Source organism: Sphingosinicella sp. BN140058, from assembly GCF_004135585.1.
In the GTDB taxonomy this organism is placed as follows: domain Bacteria; phylum Pseudomonadota; class Alphaproteobacteria; order Sphingomonadales; family Sphingomonadaceae; genus Allosphingosinicella.
The window spans coordinates 1,574,940-1,588,963 of record NZ_CP035501.1 but is presented as its reverse complement, the minus strand read 5'-3'; the positions used below and the strand labels follow the sequence as shown (position 1 = coordinate 1,588,963).

Below are 14,024 nucleotides of genomic sequence, written 5' to 3'. Positions count from 1 at the left end.
CGAACGCATCGACGAGCGCCATCCGCCGAAAGACCCTGGTCTGCTGCCGCGTTGCAACGCGGCCCCATCGACGGCCTCGGTCTATCGCCCAGGCTGGTCGAACCATCGACCAGGTCGGAACGCGTCTTCAATGATCGAGTTGGAAAGGAGCTTGCAGCGTGCCTGCCCTTTCCGGGGGAAGGGCGTTGGAGCGCTCGCGACGCCCTGTCGAACCCCGGTTCGGCGGGGCGTCTTTGCCCGTGCTCAGCCCGTCAGACGCCGCATCTCGTCCAACGCGGCCCGCCTCGAGGGATCGGCGCGGCGAGTCAATTCCAGCAATCGTCGCGCATGATCGCGGGCCGCTGCGCTGTCGCCGGCGCGACGGGCGGCGCTTGCCGCGCCGTAGAGCGACCAGAAACGGTTGGGGTCTCTTTCCAGACTCGCGCGATATTCCGCCAGCGCCTCGGTTGGTCTCCCGAGCGACAGCAGCATGTCGCCCAATATCTCGCGTGCCGGAAGAAACGGACCCGGCGTAACCGATGCGAGTTCGGTCTTGTCCTCGCGCGCGGCGGCGTCGCGCAGATCGGCAAGGCCCTTCTCGACGTCGCCCTCGGCGAGCGCGAGCCGGCCGGAAACCTCGCGCATGGCGATGTCGATCTGACCCGTCCAATAGTCGTCATTGGTGTCGGCAAGCTTGCCGCGCAGCTGCTCCAGCGCCGCGATCGCCGCCCGTGCCGTGGCGCCGTCCTTGCGAGAAGCGGCGCCGAATCCGCGGGCGAAAAAGGTGATCGCGTCGGCATTGGGAAAGGGGCTGGGGTGCGGCGCGAGTGCGGCGGCTTCCGACCAGGCATGGCGTTCGAGAGCGAAGCGTGCCGGTATCGCCGCGTTCGCGAAGAAGGCGGCCGACGCCGGTGCCGCCCCGCTGGCCCTCGCGGGATCAAAGGTGCGGAACACCTCGACCGATGTGGCGACGAGCCGGCGCGCGGCCTCGTCCTGTCCCGTCTGCAGGTAGCCGTAGATCATGTAATCGCTGGCGTGCAGGACATCGGCCGGTTGCCCTGCCGCCCGGGCCGCATCCGCCGACGCCTTATTGGTATCGATCGAGGCCTGCCAGTCGCCGACGCGGGTGAAAGTGTGCGAAGGCATGTGCAGCGCATGCGGCGTCGAAGGTGCGATCGCCCCGTAGCGCTTCGCAGCCCCGGCCGCCCGCGCCGCGAGCGCCGGCTCGTCATAGGCATGGATGATGTAATGGGCGAGCCCGGGATGATCGGGGTAGCGGGCGAACAAGGGCTCGAGCAGCGCCCCGGCCCTGCGCTGCCGCGCGTAGGTTTGGTCGGACGGATCGGCGGCGGCTGCGAGCGCCAGCGCGTAGAAGATCGTCGCTTCGACATCCTCAGGATAGGCATTGCTGACCGCCGCCATCGCCTGCTCGTAGGCCTTCAGGCGCTCGGACTGGGAGCGGCGCGCACTGTCGACGTACAGCTGTGCGACCGCATCCACATAGGCTTTTTCGCGGGCGGTTCCGGTGCCGATCGCGCGCGCCTTGCCGACCGCGTCCAGCCCTTGTGCCAATTGGGCCGGGGATTTGAAACCGGCGAATGGATTGCTCCAGCGGCTCAGCGCGATGCCCCAATGCGCCATCGCGCAGGAGGGATCGGCGGCAAGGATCGCGTTGAACGTCTCGATGGCACGGCCGAACTGGAAGGAGTGCATCAGCGCTACGGCGGTGTCGAAGCGCTGGCGAACCGAGGGCGCGCACGACGTCTCGAACCTGACCGTGCCGAGGGTCTGCGCCGCATGGTGATCGTGGGCCTGCGCGGCACGATGGTCGGGCGTCTGCGCGGAAAGAGAGGATCCGAGCAGGAGGGTGCTCGCCAGTGCCGTGACCGTGACCTTCATGACCGCCTCGCTTGCTGCCCGGAGGAAGCTTAGCTTATTTTGCCGTCGGGAGCACCTGTGTGCGCGGGCAGGTTCGGAATCTTGCCGCGTGCGGACGGCCCGATCCGGTCGCGGCTTGTGGTGCCGGCCCGGGACGGCGATAGCCGCCGCATGAGTCAGCACAAAGCGCCGTCCGCCATGCACCCGCGCGAGTTCGTCGCCTTCATCGCGTCCGTGATGGCGGTGAACGCGCTCGGCGTGGACCTGATGCTGCCGGCTTTGGCCGATATCGGCCGTGACCTGTTCGTGACCGAAGCCAATCATCGCCAATGGGTGGTGACCGTCTACGTGCTCGGTTTCGGCGCCGGGCAGTTGGTCTACGGACCGCTCGCAGATCGCTTCGGGCGAAAACCGGTGCTTATCGCCACGCTGGCCGGCTTCATCGCGGCGAGCGCGTTCGCGGCGCGCTCCGGCACGTTCGAGGCCTTGCTCGGCGCGCGCTTGCTGCAGGGTTTGATGTCCGCTTCGAGCCGGGTGCTGGCGGTGGCGATCGTGCGTGACGGTGCCTCCGGCCGGCAGATGGCGCGAACCATGTCGATCGCGCAGATGATCTTCTTCCTGGTGCCGATCCTGGCGCCGACCATCGGCCAGGGCCTGCTTGCGATCGGCCCGTGGCGCTTCATCTTCTACGCGCTCGGCACCTTCGCTGCCTTCGTGCTCGCCTGGACCTTGCTGCGCCTGCCTGAGACGCTGCCGGTCGCGGCGCGGTTGCCGATCTCGATCGCGAACTTACGGAAGAGCTACACACTGACGCTGACCGAGCGTTATTCGATCGGCTATGCCTGCGCGGCGTCGCTGACCTTCGGCGGGATCATCGCCTTCGTCTCCTCGGCCCAGCAGATCTTCGTCGACGAATTCGGCGTCGGCCGGCGCTTCTCGCTGCTGTTCGCGATCTGCGCCTTCTCGATGGGCCTCGCCTCGTTCGCGAACAGCCGGCTGGTCGAGCGGCTCGGAACCCGGCTGATCTCGCATTCGGCGGTGCTCGCGTTGATCGCGCTGTCGGTCGTCCACGTTCTGGTCATCGTCGCGGGCTGGGAAAGCCTAGTCACCTATGTGGCCTTCCAGGCGCTCAGCATGACCTGCATCGGCCTTTGCGGCTCCAATTTCGGGGCGATGGCGATGGAACCGGTCGGCCACATCGCCGGCACCGCCTCGTCGATCCAGGGATTCATCACCAGCATCGGCGCGGTGCTGGTCGCCTCTGCAATCGGCCAGGCTTATGCCGGCACGACCTTGCCGCTGGCGATCGGCTATCTGCTGATCGGCCTTGCCGTCCTTGGAATCGTCCTTGTCGTCGAAGGCGGGCAATTGTTCCGGCCGCGCATGGCGCCGCGCTGAGCTCGGCCTCTTATTCGAGGCCTCATCCAAGCATCGGCGGCACGGGTGAAGATCTCTCATGGGAGAGAAACGCTTCGCCGCAGTAGAGAGTGGGCTGGCCGGTCCGGCGGAGCGGCCCCGCTTGATCGCGCCGTGCTTTCGCGCGACCATTGCCGAACCTCGGTGGGAGGAGCCAATGACCATCATCGTGAACGGGGCGCGCGTGACCCTGCCGGACGATCCGCGTGTCTCCCTGCTCGATCTGTTGCGCGAGCATCTCCATCTTCCCGGTACGAAGAAGGGCTGCAACCAGGGTGCGTGCGGCGCCTGTACCGTCTTGGCGGACGGAGAGCGCATCCTCTCCTGCCTCGCGCTCGCGGTGCAATATCAGGGACGCGAGATCACCACCGTCGAGGGGATCGGCACGGCCGAGGCCCTGCACCCGCTCCAGCAGGCGTTCGTCGAGCATGACGGCTTCCAATGCGGCTATTGCACCCCGGGCCAGATCTGCTCGGCGATCGGCATGGCCGGCGAGATCAAGCGCGGCGTGCCGAGCCACGTCACCGCCGATCTCGCCGCGGAGCAGATCCCGCTCAACGCCGACGAACTTCGCGAGCGGATGAGCGGCAACCTTTGCCGCTGCGGCGCCTATAACGGCATCGTCGCCGCGATTGCCGAGACCTTTGCGGAGACTGCGGCATGACCCCGTTTCTCTATGCCCGTGCCGCCGACGCGGGCGAGGCGCTGCGCAAGGCGGCCCTACCCAATGCCAGGTTTCTCGGCGGCGGCACCAATCTCGTCGATCTGATGCGGGAGACGATCGAGCGTCCGACGATGCTGGTCGATGTCACGGGGCTCGATCGGACGATCGCCGAAACGCCGGCGGGCGGGTTGCGGATCGGTGCCGCAGCGACCAACACCGCCGTTGCCGAGCATCGCCTGGTGCGGACGCGCTACCCGGCGCTCGCCCGCGCGATCGTCGCCGGCGCCAGCGCCCAGATCCGTAACATGGCGACCGCCGGCGGCAACCTGCTCCAGCGCACCCGTTGCGCCTATTTCTACGACGACGACGGTTCCCGCTGCAACAAGCGCAGGCCCGGCCAGGGCTGCGACGCCATCGGCGGCTTCAATCGCGGTCACGCCATATTGGGCGCGTCGGACTCGTGCGTGGCGGTGCATCCTTCGGACATGTGCGTCGCACTCGCCGCCTTCGACGCGATCGTCCATGTGGAAGGCGCGGGGGGTGCGCGCAGCCTGCCGTTCGCCGAGTTCCACCGCCTCCCCGGCGACCGGCCGGAGATCGAGACGGCGCTCCGGCCCGGCGAGCTGATCACCGCGATCGAATTGCCGCCGCTGCCGATCGCGGCTCGATCGACTTATCGCAAGGTGCGCGACCGGGCGAGTTACGCTTTTGCATTGGTCTCGGTTGCCGCCGCGCTTGAGGTGGAGAATGGCCGCGTCAGCGATGTCCGGCTCGCGATCGGCGGCGTGGCGCACAAACCCTGGCGGGCCGCCACTGCGGAGGCCGCCCTGCGCGGCCGCCCGTTCGGCGAGGCGGCGTTCACCGCCGCCGCCGATGCCGAGCTGGCCGACGCGCGGCCGCTCAAGGACAATGGCTTCAAGGTCGAACTCGCGCGGCGGACGATCGTCGCGGTGCTCGAAAGTCTGGCGGGAGACGCGGCATGAGCATCCTCGACGAAGGCAAGGCGCTCGCCCAGGGGATGGTTCAGGGCGCCATGGGGAAGGCGGTGGCGCTCGCCCCGGACAGCTGGATTCCGGGCGGCGTCCCCGATCCGCTGATCCGCCGCCAGCATGGCCATGTCGGCGCGCCGGTCTCGCGCATCGACGGGCCGCTCAAGGTATCCGGCGCGGCGCCGTTCGCTGCGGAATTCCCGATGGCCGACATGGTCTACGCCGCGATCGCCTACAGCAACATCGCCAGGGGACGGATCTCAGAGCTCGACGTCGGTGCGGCCGAGGCGGCGCCCGGAGTGGTGCTGGTGATGACCCACCGCAACGCCCCAAGGTTGAAACCGACGCCTCTGTTCATGAGCGACCCCAAAGCGGCGGGCGGCGACAGCGTGCCGGTGCTGCAGGACGATCGCATCTATTGGAACGGGCAGCCGATCGCGATCGTGCTCGCCGACACCCAGGAGCAGGCCGACCATGCCAAGTCGCTGATCCGCGCGACTTTCGAGGCCGCGCCGGCGGCAACCGATCTCGACGCTGCAAAGGCGAACGGCACCTCGCCATCGCAATTCATGGGCGGGCCGATGCACGACGCGGTCGGCGATGCCGAAGCCGCTCTTGCCAAAGCGGCGGTCACGGTGGACTCGGTCTATACGACGCCGGGACACAACCACAATCCGATCGAGCTGCATGCGGTGACGCTTGCCTGGGACGGGGACACGCTGCGCATCCACGACGCGCAGCAGGCGGTGGCGCATTCGGCGTGGACGCTCGCCCAGGTTTTCGATCTGCCGGCCGAGCAGGTGGTGATCACCTCGCCCTTCGTCGGCGGCGGCTTCGGCAGCAAGACTTTGTGGCAGCACCAGATCATCGCCGCCGCAGCGGCGCGGGTCGCCGGCCGACCGGTGCGCCTCGTCCTCACCCGCGAGGGTGTCTACCGGACGGTCGGCGGGCGCTCGCCGACCGAACAGAGGCTGGCGCTCGGCGCCACCGAAGACGGCCGGCTGACCGCGCTGATCCACACCGGCGTCACCGCCAAGACCGCGCACAATGCGATGCCCGAACCGTTCATCCTGCCGACCCGCAGTGCCTATGCGGCCGAGACGATGCTGCTCGACGTGCAGCATGTCGAACTCGACATGATCAGCAACACCTTCATGCGTGCCCCCGGCGAGGCGGTCGGCACCTTCGCGCTCGAATGTGCGATGGACGAACTCGCCGAACAGCTCGGCCTCGATCCGGTCGAGTTCAGGCTGCGCAACGAGCCGGACAAGGATCCGCTCACCGGCCTGCCGTTCTCCTCGCGGGAGATCGCCAAGGCATGGCGCGACGGCGCCGAGCGGTTCGGCTGGAGCAGGCGCAATCCGGTGCCGGGCAGGGTGCGCGACGGCGAGTGGCTGGTCGGGGTGGGCTGCGCCACCGGCACCTATCCCTACTACCGAATGCCGGGCGGCGCAGCCCGGATCACGCTGTCGCGCGACGGCGCGGTCCAAGTCGATATCGCGGCGCACGAAATGGGCATGGGCACCGCGACGGCGCAGACCCAGGTGATCGCCGATCGGCTCGGGCTTTCGCTGGAGCAGGTGCGCTTCACCTATGGCGACTCGACGTTGCCGGGGCTGGTCCTAGCCGGCGGTTCGCAGCAGACCGCCTCGATCGGCGCGTCGGTGATCGCCGCCTACAACAAGCTGGTGGCCGAGTTGCTCAGCCTTGCCGGCAATGATTCCCCGCTCGCCGGGCTGAAGCCGGACGAGATCGGCAGCCGCGACGGCGGTCTGTGCAAGCTGGACGATCCCGAACGCCACGAGAGCTATGCCTCGATCCTCGGCAGGGCGCAGCGCGATGCGGTCAGCGTCGAGGCGGAGCCGCCGATGCCGTTGGAAACGCAGCATTGGTCGATGCACAGCCACGCCGCGATGTTCTGCGAGGTGCGGGTCAATGCCGTGACCGGCGAGCCGCGCGTCTCGCGCTTCCTGGGCTCGTTCGACTGCGGGCGCATCCTCAACCCGAAAACGGCCGCGAGCCAGTTTCGCGGCGGCATCATCATGGGGCTCGGCCTTGCGCTGATGGAGGAGACCCAGTTCGATCCCCGCAATGGCCGGATCGTGAATGCGAGCCTCGCCGAATATCATGTGCCGGTGCACATGGACGTGCCGGAAATCGAGGTGATCTGGACCGACATTCCCGATCCGCACGCGCCGATGGGCGCCCGGGGCGTCGGCGAGATCGGCATCACCGGCACCGGCGCCGCGGTCGCCAACGCGATCTACAACGCCACCGGCAAGCGCGTCCGCAGCCTGCCGATCACGCTCGACAAATTGTTGTGAGACGCGGCGCTGCCGCGCGCCTGCAGGTGTTTGTCGCTCAGGCAGCCGATCGCCACGCATCGCGTTCGGCCCGGAGCGCCGCCGGCACCTGGTCCGCGGGCATCGGACGGCCATAGAGAAAGCCCTGGCCGACATGGCAGCCGAGCGCGACGAGCAGATCGTGCTGGGCGCGGGTCTCGATCCCCTCGGCGACGACCTGCTTGCGCAGGCTTCTGCCAAGGCCGATCACCGCATCGACGATGGCGCCGTCATTTTCGTCGCATTGCAGATCGGTGACGAAGGACCGGTCGATCTTGATTACGTCCACGGGAAAGCGCTTGAGGTGCGACAGCGAGGCATAGCCGGTGCCGAAATCGTCGAGCGCGATGCCGATGCCGCCGGCGGCGAGCGTGTTCAGCGCACGCTCGACATATTCGGCGCCGCGGCCGAGGAACACCGATTCGGTGACTTCCACCTGGATGTCGCCCGGATCGAGGCCATGTTGCCGCATGCGGCCGAGCAGGCGCTCGGCGAAATCGTCATGGCGGAATTCGGCCGGCGAAGCGTTGAGCGCGACATGGCCGAACTCGGTGCCGCCTGCCCGCCAGGCGCCGATGTCGCGGATCACCTGCTCGATCATCCGGTCGCCGAGCTCGACCGCGAGCACCGGGTCGTCGAAACAGGCGGCGATCGTGTCCGGAGTCCGGATCCGGGCCCCGTCGCGCCAGCGCAGCAGCGCTTCGAAGCCGGCGAACAGGCCGGTCTGCAAATCGATCTTGGGCTGATAGAAGGGCACCACCAGAGCGGCATCGATCGCATGCTTGCCGGTCTTCAGCATCACGCTGCGCTGATGGAAGGCATCGCGCAGCCCCGGCTCGAAGATCCTGAGGGTGCCGCCGCCCATCGCCTTGGCGGCGTAGAGGGCAAGATCCGCGCTCTTCAGCAAATCGCTCTTGGACGCGCCATGATCGGGAAACAGGGCTGCGCCGATGCTCGCCCGGCACTCGAGCAGATTGCCGTCGTGCAGAAACGGCAGCCGCATCGCGGCGGCGAGACGGCGTGAGAAGTCGAGCAGCGCCTCGGCTTCGGTCACGTCCGGCAGGATCACCGCGAATTCGTCGCCGCCGAGCCGCGCGACCATGTCGTCGCCGCCGGTGATCGCGCGCAGATGCCCGGCCAAGGCGATCAGCAAGGCGTCGCCGGCATCGTGGCCGAGCGTGTCGTTGGTCCGCTTGAAATCGTCGACGTCGAGCAGGAGCAGGGCGAAGGGACGATCACTCGCCGTCTCGCCGACCACTTCGGCATCGAGGCGCTGCTGGAGAAGGGCTCGGTTCGGCAGATCTGTCAGCGTGTCGTGGCCGGCCGCCCAACGCGCTTTCTGCTCGGCATGCTTCTGATCGCTGACGTCCCGGGCGGTCACCAGCAGCCGCGGCCGGGTCTGCGAGGCATCCACGGGTGTCGCGATCACGTCCCACCAACGACCCCGCGAATGCTCCACGGTGAACCGGATCTTCTCGCCGGTGCGCCAGGCGCGCGCGGCCGCACGCCACGCGCTGCGGCGCACGGCATAGGGCACCAGATCCGCCCAGAAGCTGCCGAGCAGAGATCTCTGCCAGCGCCCCGCAAGCGCCTTTTCGGCGACGTCGTTGCAGAAGGTGACGTGTCCGGTGCCGTCGAGCAGCAGCAGCGCGTCCGGCGCCGCGCCGAGCAGGCGGGCGGCAAAATCCCGCGCCGAGGCGGCTTCGTCGACGGCGAGCACCTGTTCGTGAATGTCGGTGCACGTGCCGTACCAGCGGCGGATTGTGCCGGTCTCGTCCCGCTCCGGCAGGGCTCGGCTGAGCACCCAGCGGAACTCGCCCGAACGATGGATCAGCCGGTAGCGCGCCTGGTAGGGGGTGCCGCTGCGGACGCTCAGCGTCCAGCTCTCGTGCGCGCTGTCGCGATCGTCGGGATGGATGAGATCGAGCCGCAGGATGCTGCCATCGTTGATCAACCGCCCGGTGAAATCCACCCAGCGTTCGTTGTAAAATGCTTCACGGCCGTCGGGCGACATCGACCACGCCATTTGCGGGATCGTGTCGAGCATCTTGCGCCATTGCGCCGATGCCGTGCGCTCCACATCCTCCGCCTGCCGGGCCGCGGTGACGTCGCTGATGATTCCTTCCAGAAAGATCGGCTGGCCGTCGGCGTCGCGGATGGCGTGTCCCTGTTCGGCGACCCAGCGCAGCGTGCCGTCCTTGTGGCGGATCGGATAGGTGATCTCGAACCGGGCCTCGGCGGCGATCGCGGCTTCGACCGAGGCATCGATCTCGCTCATATATTCGGGCAGGATGAGATTGCCCCACGAGGTCGCGTCGAGTTCCTCGCGCGAATAGCCGGTGAGCGTATCGCCGCCTTCGCTCAGAAACGAAAAGCGCCAGGGGGCGCGCAGCTCGCTGCGGTAGAAGAGGCCGTTCAGGCAGGCGAGGATGCTGTGAAAGGAACGCGCGTCATCGCGGTCGCCATGGATAGCCGGATGTAGCCTGTCCTCGATCATGCGCGCCCCAAATTCCCAATTCGCGCCGTCCAGACGCGCCCTTCCTCGGCGTAATCCATGTTGGCTTCCAAGCCGCTACCGCCGGTCTACGTAATCCTACGGGGCGGCGGTGTGTCGGCGGCGTCGGCTCACGCGGTGCGGAGTGAGTTGAGGAAGGTCGTCGTGGCCTGTTCCAGCCGGCGCGCGCTCTCGGTCAGGCGTTCGCTCGATCCGTTGACCAGGCCGGCGAGGCGCTCGGCGGAGACCGCGGTGGCGGCAACCTCTGCGACTTCACCGGCGATCGCTACGGCGCTAGCCGCCGCCTCTTCGGCGCTGGCATTCAGCCGGTCGGTGGTTGCCCGCTGTTCCGCCACTTCGGCGCGAATGGTCTCGGCCGCGCCGCCGAGCTGATCGACCACGCCGACGATATCGATCAAGGCCCGCTCGACATTGGCCGCGCCGTCGCCGACGCTGCCGATCAGGCGCTTGATTTCAGACGTTGCGGCGCGCGACTGATGCGCCAATTGCTTCACCTCGGAGGCGACCACGGCGAAGCCGGTGCCGGCCTCTCCCGCCCGCGCAGCCTCGATGGTTGCGTTGAGGGCCAGCAAATTGGTGTGCTTGGCGACGGTCGCGATCTGCTCGGCGAAGCCGTCGATGTCGTTCACCCGATCGGAAAGGTCGTGCAGCCTGTCTTCGCCGGCGGCGGTGCGTGCATGCGCCGCCAGGCTCAGTTGAGTTTGCTGATCGGCATTGGCGGCGATCTGCGCGACCGACCGGGCAAGGCTTGCCGCTCGCTCCGCAATGTCGCGCGCCGCAAGCGAGGACTGGCCCGCGCCGGCGGCGACGCTTGCCGCCCGCCGCTGGCCCTGCCGTGCGAGGTCGACCAGGCTGCCTGCCATCTTCTGCACGTCTCCCGCGGCGGCGCCGACGGCGCCCACCACCGCGGCGACCGACGTCTCGAACTCCGCTGCGATCGCCAGCATGTCCGATGTGCGGGCGGCGTCGGCGGCGCGCTGCACGTCCCCGCGATGCTTGCGCTCCAGCGCCGCCCGCGCTTCCGATTTGCGAGCGCGGGCCAGCGCCGCTTCCGCCTCGCGCCGGGCACCCGCAGCGCTCTCGGCAAGGCGCTCGCTGCGGGCGCGGCTTTCGACCTGGCTGGCGATCAGCGTTCCGAGTCGCCTGGTCACCTGGGCGAGCACCAGGAACTGGAGCGCGACCGCGATCGCATGGATGGCGACTCGGCCGATCGCGCCGGATCCGGTGAACGCCCAGTCCGGCGACAGCAAGGACGCAAGCACGTGATGCACCGCGACGATCACCGAGGCGACCGCGATCGGTCGCCAGTCGCAGAGCAGGGTAAGGGCGGCAAGGCTGACGAAGAAGTACATGTGCATGTCCATCTGCCAGGCGCTTCCGCGCAGCAGGAAGACGAGGATCGCCGGTTGCAGCGCGGCCATGACGCCGACGCCGATGCGGGATTCGGCATCGTAGCGGTTGCGCCAGGCGTCGCGGCAGACCGGAAGGTTGATCAATGCGGAGACGGCGAGGGCGATCGATCCGTCCTCGAACCCGAACAGCGAAACGATCAGCGCGAACACAGCGGTGCAGCCGAGCCCGCAGAGCGCCAGCAGGCGCACGCCGCGGCGGCGAAGATCGTCGAGTTCAGCCACGGCGAACGGCCCCTGCCGCCGCGCCGCAGCCGACCGTGCGCGCCGCGAGGAGGATCACGGCCCGGCCCGCCAGCGCCTCGGCGACGTCGCGCCTGCGGCCGTCCACGACGATCGAGCCGGGCAGCGGCCCGCGGGCGACGAGCAGCGTCTCGTCGGCAAGGGCGGCGGCGACCAGGTTCTGCGCGGCGTCGCGGGAAAGCGGCACGAGCAGGAGCCTGCCGCTGGATGGTGGCCAGGCGATCAGGAGGGCAAGGGCGCCGAATGCCGTCAGCACCTTCGCTCCGCGGCCGGCAAGAATTCGGAGCGGCGGCGGGAATCGAACCATGGCGACGCCGTAGTCGGGATGTGGTGAAGACCGGGTTAAGTCTGTTCTTGAACGGGGACGATATGATGAACTGGCAAATATCGGGCGTAGCCCTTTGACCATGTTGCCGTGGCAGGGACGATCAACTAGATCACTTCATCACCAGCTTCTCGGGGGGGAAGAGCTTTTGTACGCCGATCTGGAGCGCCGCACGGGGGCGCGAATCGCGACGCAGATGAAGGCGGGCTTTCGCCTGCTGGGCGCATCCGCCTGGCGAGTCGACGTGCTCGATCTTTGCGACACCGGCTGTGCCGTCTCTCCCGCTTTCTATGCGAAGGCCGGGGAGACGGTTTGGATCAGGTTCCCCGGGCTCGAAAGCTGGGAAGCGCGCGTCCGCTGGGTCGCGGGCGAGCGCGCGGGTCTGGAATTCGCCCGGGCGCTGCATCCGGCGGTTCTCACCGATCTCCTGCGCCGCTCGGAGAGTGCGAACGGGTAAGGGCGGCGCCGGGGCGCCGCCGCTTGCGCTCAGGCCGCTTTCTTCCAGATCGGCTCGAGGGCGTTGTGCTCGGGGCAGGGCGCCACCTTGATCTGAGGCAGGCCGCCGAGTTCGTTGGCGAAGCCGTGATTGACGTCGCGGTGGTGGGCCTCGTCGGCGCGAACGACCAGCACGACATCGCGCAGGGTGGCCGTCTCGGGAAGGTTCCAATAGAGCTTCGCGATTGTCGGGGCCGGCACGTTCTCGGAGCGGCCATCGTCGATCTCGGCCAGGTAATGGGTGTAGCTGATTACCGCTTCTTCCTCGAAATAGCCGACGACGCGGTGCGCGGTCTTGGCGCTGATCAGGTAAAGCGCGAAGAAGCAGACATAGAAGACCCACTGCACGCCGATGATCACAGCGCGCTCGAACAGGGTCGGCTTGGAGATCTCGATGAACGTCATGAGATGCATGCGCTCGTTCTCGGCCTCGTCCATCAGCGTCTTGATCCAGCCCTTGTCGTCGCACATGCGGCGAAGGCAGGCGAGGTGGTTGATGGTTGCGCCGACCATGCCGGGAACGGCGGCGACGGTCTCGAGGACCACGGCGCGGTGGCCATAACGCTCCGCGAAGAAGGTGTCGGCGCACCAGCGCAGCGCCTTGGTGAAGCCAAAGGCAACGCGGTCGGACATACCTTTAGGCTGGTGATGGACGCTCAGGTCTACGAACGGGGCAGTCATCGGAAAACTCCTGCTTCATCAATCTCTTGGTCGATGAAGCGGAGTTACTTGCCGGGTCCGTCGCCGGATATGAGGAATATCCCCTAGACGTTCCGTCCAACCGGATGCTGTGCGATCAAGGCCGAAGCGCCGTCGGCGTCAGCGCTGGGCGGGCAATTGCCGCGGCCTGCCCGCACTCGGATTGTTCGAGGCGCGCGATCAACGCGGCGGCGATCACCGCCGGTATCGGCCGGCCACTGGCAACGAATGTCTTCACAGCGGCAAGATCGGCGTCGTTGATCGGAGCAGCAAGGTAATTAAGCATGATAGCGCAATGACTTATTGCGTGGCTGCAGTCGCTGATACAGGTTGGTGCCCAGTCCGATTCTGCGCTCAGTCGCGCCCGGAGGACGACGGGCGGAGCCTGTGACCACGAGGTCGCGCCTTATCCGCGGAAGAGCCGGCCCATCTTCGCCACCAGCTCGGTCTCCCGCTTTACGCCAAGCTTGGCGAAGATCGCCTTCAGCTGGAACTTGATCGTGTCGACCGAAACGCCGCGATGCTCGGCGATCGCGGAGCGCGAGCGACCCTCGCCAAGCATCATCGCCACTTCGACCTCAGACGCCGTCAGCCGGAACGCCTCGCGGAGGACGTCTGCGATCATCGGCTCCTCGCAGCCGCCGCCGCGGATGGTGAGCAGGTAGCGCGGGGCACCGGCGTCCGAACTCTGCTCTCGGCGCGGCAGAAGCAGCATCTCGACCAGCAGCGGCGCGGCGCCCGCCGCGCCATGCAGGATGCGCCGGGCGGACAGCACCGCGACTCCTGACGCATCCGCGTCTACCAGTGTCCCGATCAGTGCCTCCAGCACCCGATCGTCTCCCGCAATACCCGCACCCGGACCCGATGCCGTGACGAGAATCCGACCGGATCGGGTGAGCGGTCGCATGAGCGGGCCGATCGCGATCACCCTGCCGGCGGCATCGAGCAGCATTGCCGGCAGCCCGACGGCCGCCAGCATGTCCTGCGCCAAGATATGATCCGCGACTGTGTCGTCGCGCCGCCCCCATGCACTTTCCAAATTGCCCACGCCGTTTCTTCAAGCCCCGCAA

The 14,024-nt window shown here is 67.8% G+C and carries 12 protein-coding genes; 5 read left to right on the top strand and 7 right to left on the bottom strand.

Annotated elements, in window-relative coordinates; all coding sequences use genetic code 11:
• Positions 1–243: 243 nt before the first annotated feature.
• Positions 244–1,878: a lipopolysaccharide assembly protein LapB gene (locus tag ETR14_RS07085; protein ID WP_129384006.1), complete on the bottom strand. Its 1,635-nt coding sequence runs from the start codon at positions 1,876–1,878 to the stop codon at positions 244–246.
• A 177-nt stretch (positions 1,879–2,055) separates the two neighbouring features.
• On the opposite strand from ETR14_RS07085, the gene ETR14_RS07080 reads away from it, so the two are divergent.
• The 4 genes from ETR14_RS07080 to ETR14_RS07065 all read left to right on the top strand — a co-directional run bounded on the left by ETR14_RS07080 (position 2,056) and on the right by ETR14_RS07065 (position 7,250).
• The gene (locus ETR14_RS07080) at positions 2,056–3,255 is read left to right on the top strand and encodes a multidrug effflux MFS transporter (protein ID WP_129391488.1); all 1,200 of its coding nucleotides are present in this window, start codon (positions 2,056–2,058) and stop codon (positions 3,253–3,255) included.
• A gap of 175 nt (positions 3,256–3,430) precedes the next feature.
• Positions 3,431–3,937, top strand: a complete 507-nt coding sequence (locus tag ETR14_RS07075) for a 2Fe-2S iron-sulfur cluster-binding protein (RefSeq protein WP_129384005.1) — start codon at positions 3,431–3,433, stop codon at positions 3,935–3,937.
• On the top strand, positions 3,934–4,920 hold the full coding sequence (locus ETR14_RS07070; RefSeq protein ID WP_129384004.1) for a xanthine dehydrogenase family protein subunit M: 987 nt from the start codon (positions 3,934–3,936) through the stop codon (positions 4,918–4,920). Before ETR14_RS07075 ends, ETR14_RS07070 begins: the two co-directional genes overlap by 4 nt.
• Positions 4,917–7,250 (top strand): xanthine dehydrogenase family protein molybdopterin-binding subunit, encoded by a 2,334-nt coding sequence (locus ETR14_RS07065; RefSeq protein ID WP_129384003.1) that lies wholly within the window; start codon positions 4,917–4,919, stop codon positions 7,248–7,250. The genes ETR14_RS07070 and ETR14_RS07065 overlap by 4 nt, the downstream gene beginning before the upstream one ends.
• Positions 7,251–7,287: 37 nt before the next feature.
• Here the strand turns inward: ETR14_RS07065 and ETR14_RS07060 are convergent, their stop codons facing one another.
• The 3 genes from ETR14_RS07060 to ETR14_RS07050 all read right to left on the bottom strand — a co-directional run bounded on the left by ETR14_RS07060 (position 7,288) and on the right by ETR14_RS07050 (position 11,742).
• Complete coding sequence (locus ETR14_RS07060; RefSeq protein ID WP_129384002.1) at positions 7,288–9,765, bottom strand: EAL domain-containing protein; 2,478 nt, start codon at positions 9,763–9,765, stop codon at positions 7,288–7,290.
• 128 nt (positions 9,766–9,893) lie between these two features.
• Complete coding sequence (locus tag ETR14_RS07055; protein ID WP_129384001.1) at positions 9,894–11,417, bottom strand: methyl-accepting chemotaxis protein; 1,524 nt, start codon at positions 11,415–11,417, stop codon at positions 9,894–9,896.
• A complete protein-coding gene (locus ETR14_RS07050; RefSeq protein WP_129384000.1) occupies positions 11,410–11,742 on the bottom strand; it encodes a hypothetical protein in 333 nt (110 codons plus the stop codon). The genes ETR14_RS07055 and ETR14_RS07050 overlap by 8 nt, the downstream gene beginning before the upstream one ends.
• A 100-nt stretch (positions 11,743–11,842) precedes the next feature.
• On the opposite strand from ETR14_RS07050, the gene ETR14_RS07045 reads away from it, so the two are divergent.
• A complete protein-coding gene (locus ETR14_RS07045) occupies positions 11,843–12,217 on the top strand; it encodes a PilZ domain-containing protein (protein WP_371416755.1) in 375 nt (124 codons plus the stop codon).
• A 29-nt stretch (positions 12,218–12,246) separates the two neighbouring features.
• Here the strand turns inward: ETR14_RS07045 and ETR14_RS07040 are convergent, their stop codons facing one another.
• From ETR14_RS07040 to ETR14_RS07035, 3 genes are all read right to left on the bottom strand, one after another.
• The gene (locus ETR14_RS07040) at positions 12,247–12,936 is read right to left on the bottom strand and encodes an alternative oxidase (RefSeq protein ID WP_129383998.1); all 690 of its coding nucleotides are present in this window, start codon (positions 12,934–12,936) and stop codon (positions 12,247–12,249) included.
• A gap of 115 nt (positions 12,937–13,051) precedes the next feature.
• Positions 13,052–13,192, bottom strand: coding sequence for a hypothetical protein (locus ETR14_RS28180; protein ID WP_165356352.1), 141 nt, complete (start codon positions 13,190–13,192; stop codon positions 13,052–13,054).
• 168 nt (positions 13,193–13,360) lie between these two features.
• On the bottom strand, positions 13,361–14,002 hold the full coding sequence (locus ETR14_RS07035) for a helix-turn-helix transcriptional regulator (RefSeq protein ID WP_129383997.1): 642 nt from the start codon (positions 14,000–14,002) through the stop codon (positions 13,361–13,363).
• Between the last annotated feature and the right edge of the window lie 22 nt (positions 14,003–14,024).

Bases quoted from the DNA above. Each gene is read 5' to 3' on its own strand.
- ETR14_RS07085 (WP_129384006.1), bottom strand. From the start codon at position 1,878: ATGAAGGTCACGGTCACGGCACTGGCGAGCACCCTCCTGCTCGGATCC.
- ETR14_RS07080 (WP_129391488.1), top strand. From the start codon at position 2,056: ATGCACCCGCGCGAGTTCGTCGCCTTCATCGCGTCCGTGATGGCGGTG.
- ETR14_RS07075 (WP_129384005.1), top strand. From the start codon at position 3,431: ATGACCATCATCGTGAACGGGGCGCGCGTGACCCTGCCGGACGATCCG.
- ETR14_RS07070 (WP_129384004.1), top strand. From the start codon at position 3,934: ATGACCCCGTTTCTCTATGCCCGTGCCGCCGACGCGGGCGAGGCGCTG.
- ETR14_RS07065 (WP_129384003.1), top strand. From the start codon at position 4,917: ATGAGCATCCTCGACGAAGGCAAGGCGCTCGCCCAGGGGATGGTTCAG.
- ETR14_RS07060 (WP_129384002.1), bottom strand. From the start codon at position 9,765: ATGATCGAGGACAGGCTACATCCGGCTATCCATGGCGACCGCGATGAC.
- ETR14_RS07050 (WP_129384000.1), bottom strand. From the start codon at position 11,742: ATGGTTCGATTCCCGCCGCCGCTCCGAATTCTTGCCGGCCGCGGAGCG.
- ETR14_RS07045 (WP_371416755.1), top strand. From the start codon at position 11,843: ATGTTGCCGTGGCAGGGACGATCAACTAGATCACTTCATCACCAGCTT.
- ETR14_RS07040 (WP_129383998.1), bottom strand. From the start codon at position 12,936: ATGACTGCCCCGTTCGTAGACCTGAGCGTCCATCACCAGCCTAAAGGT.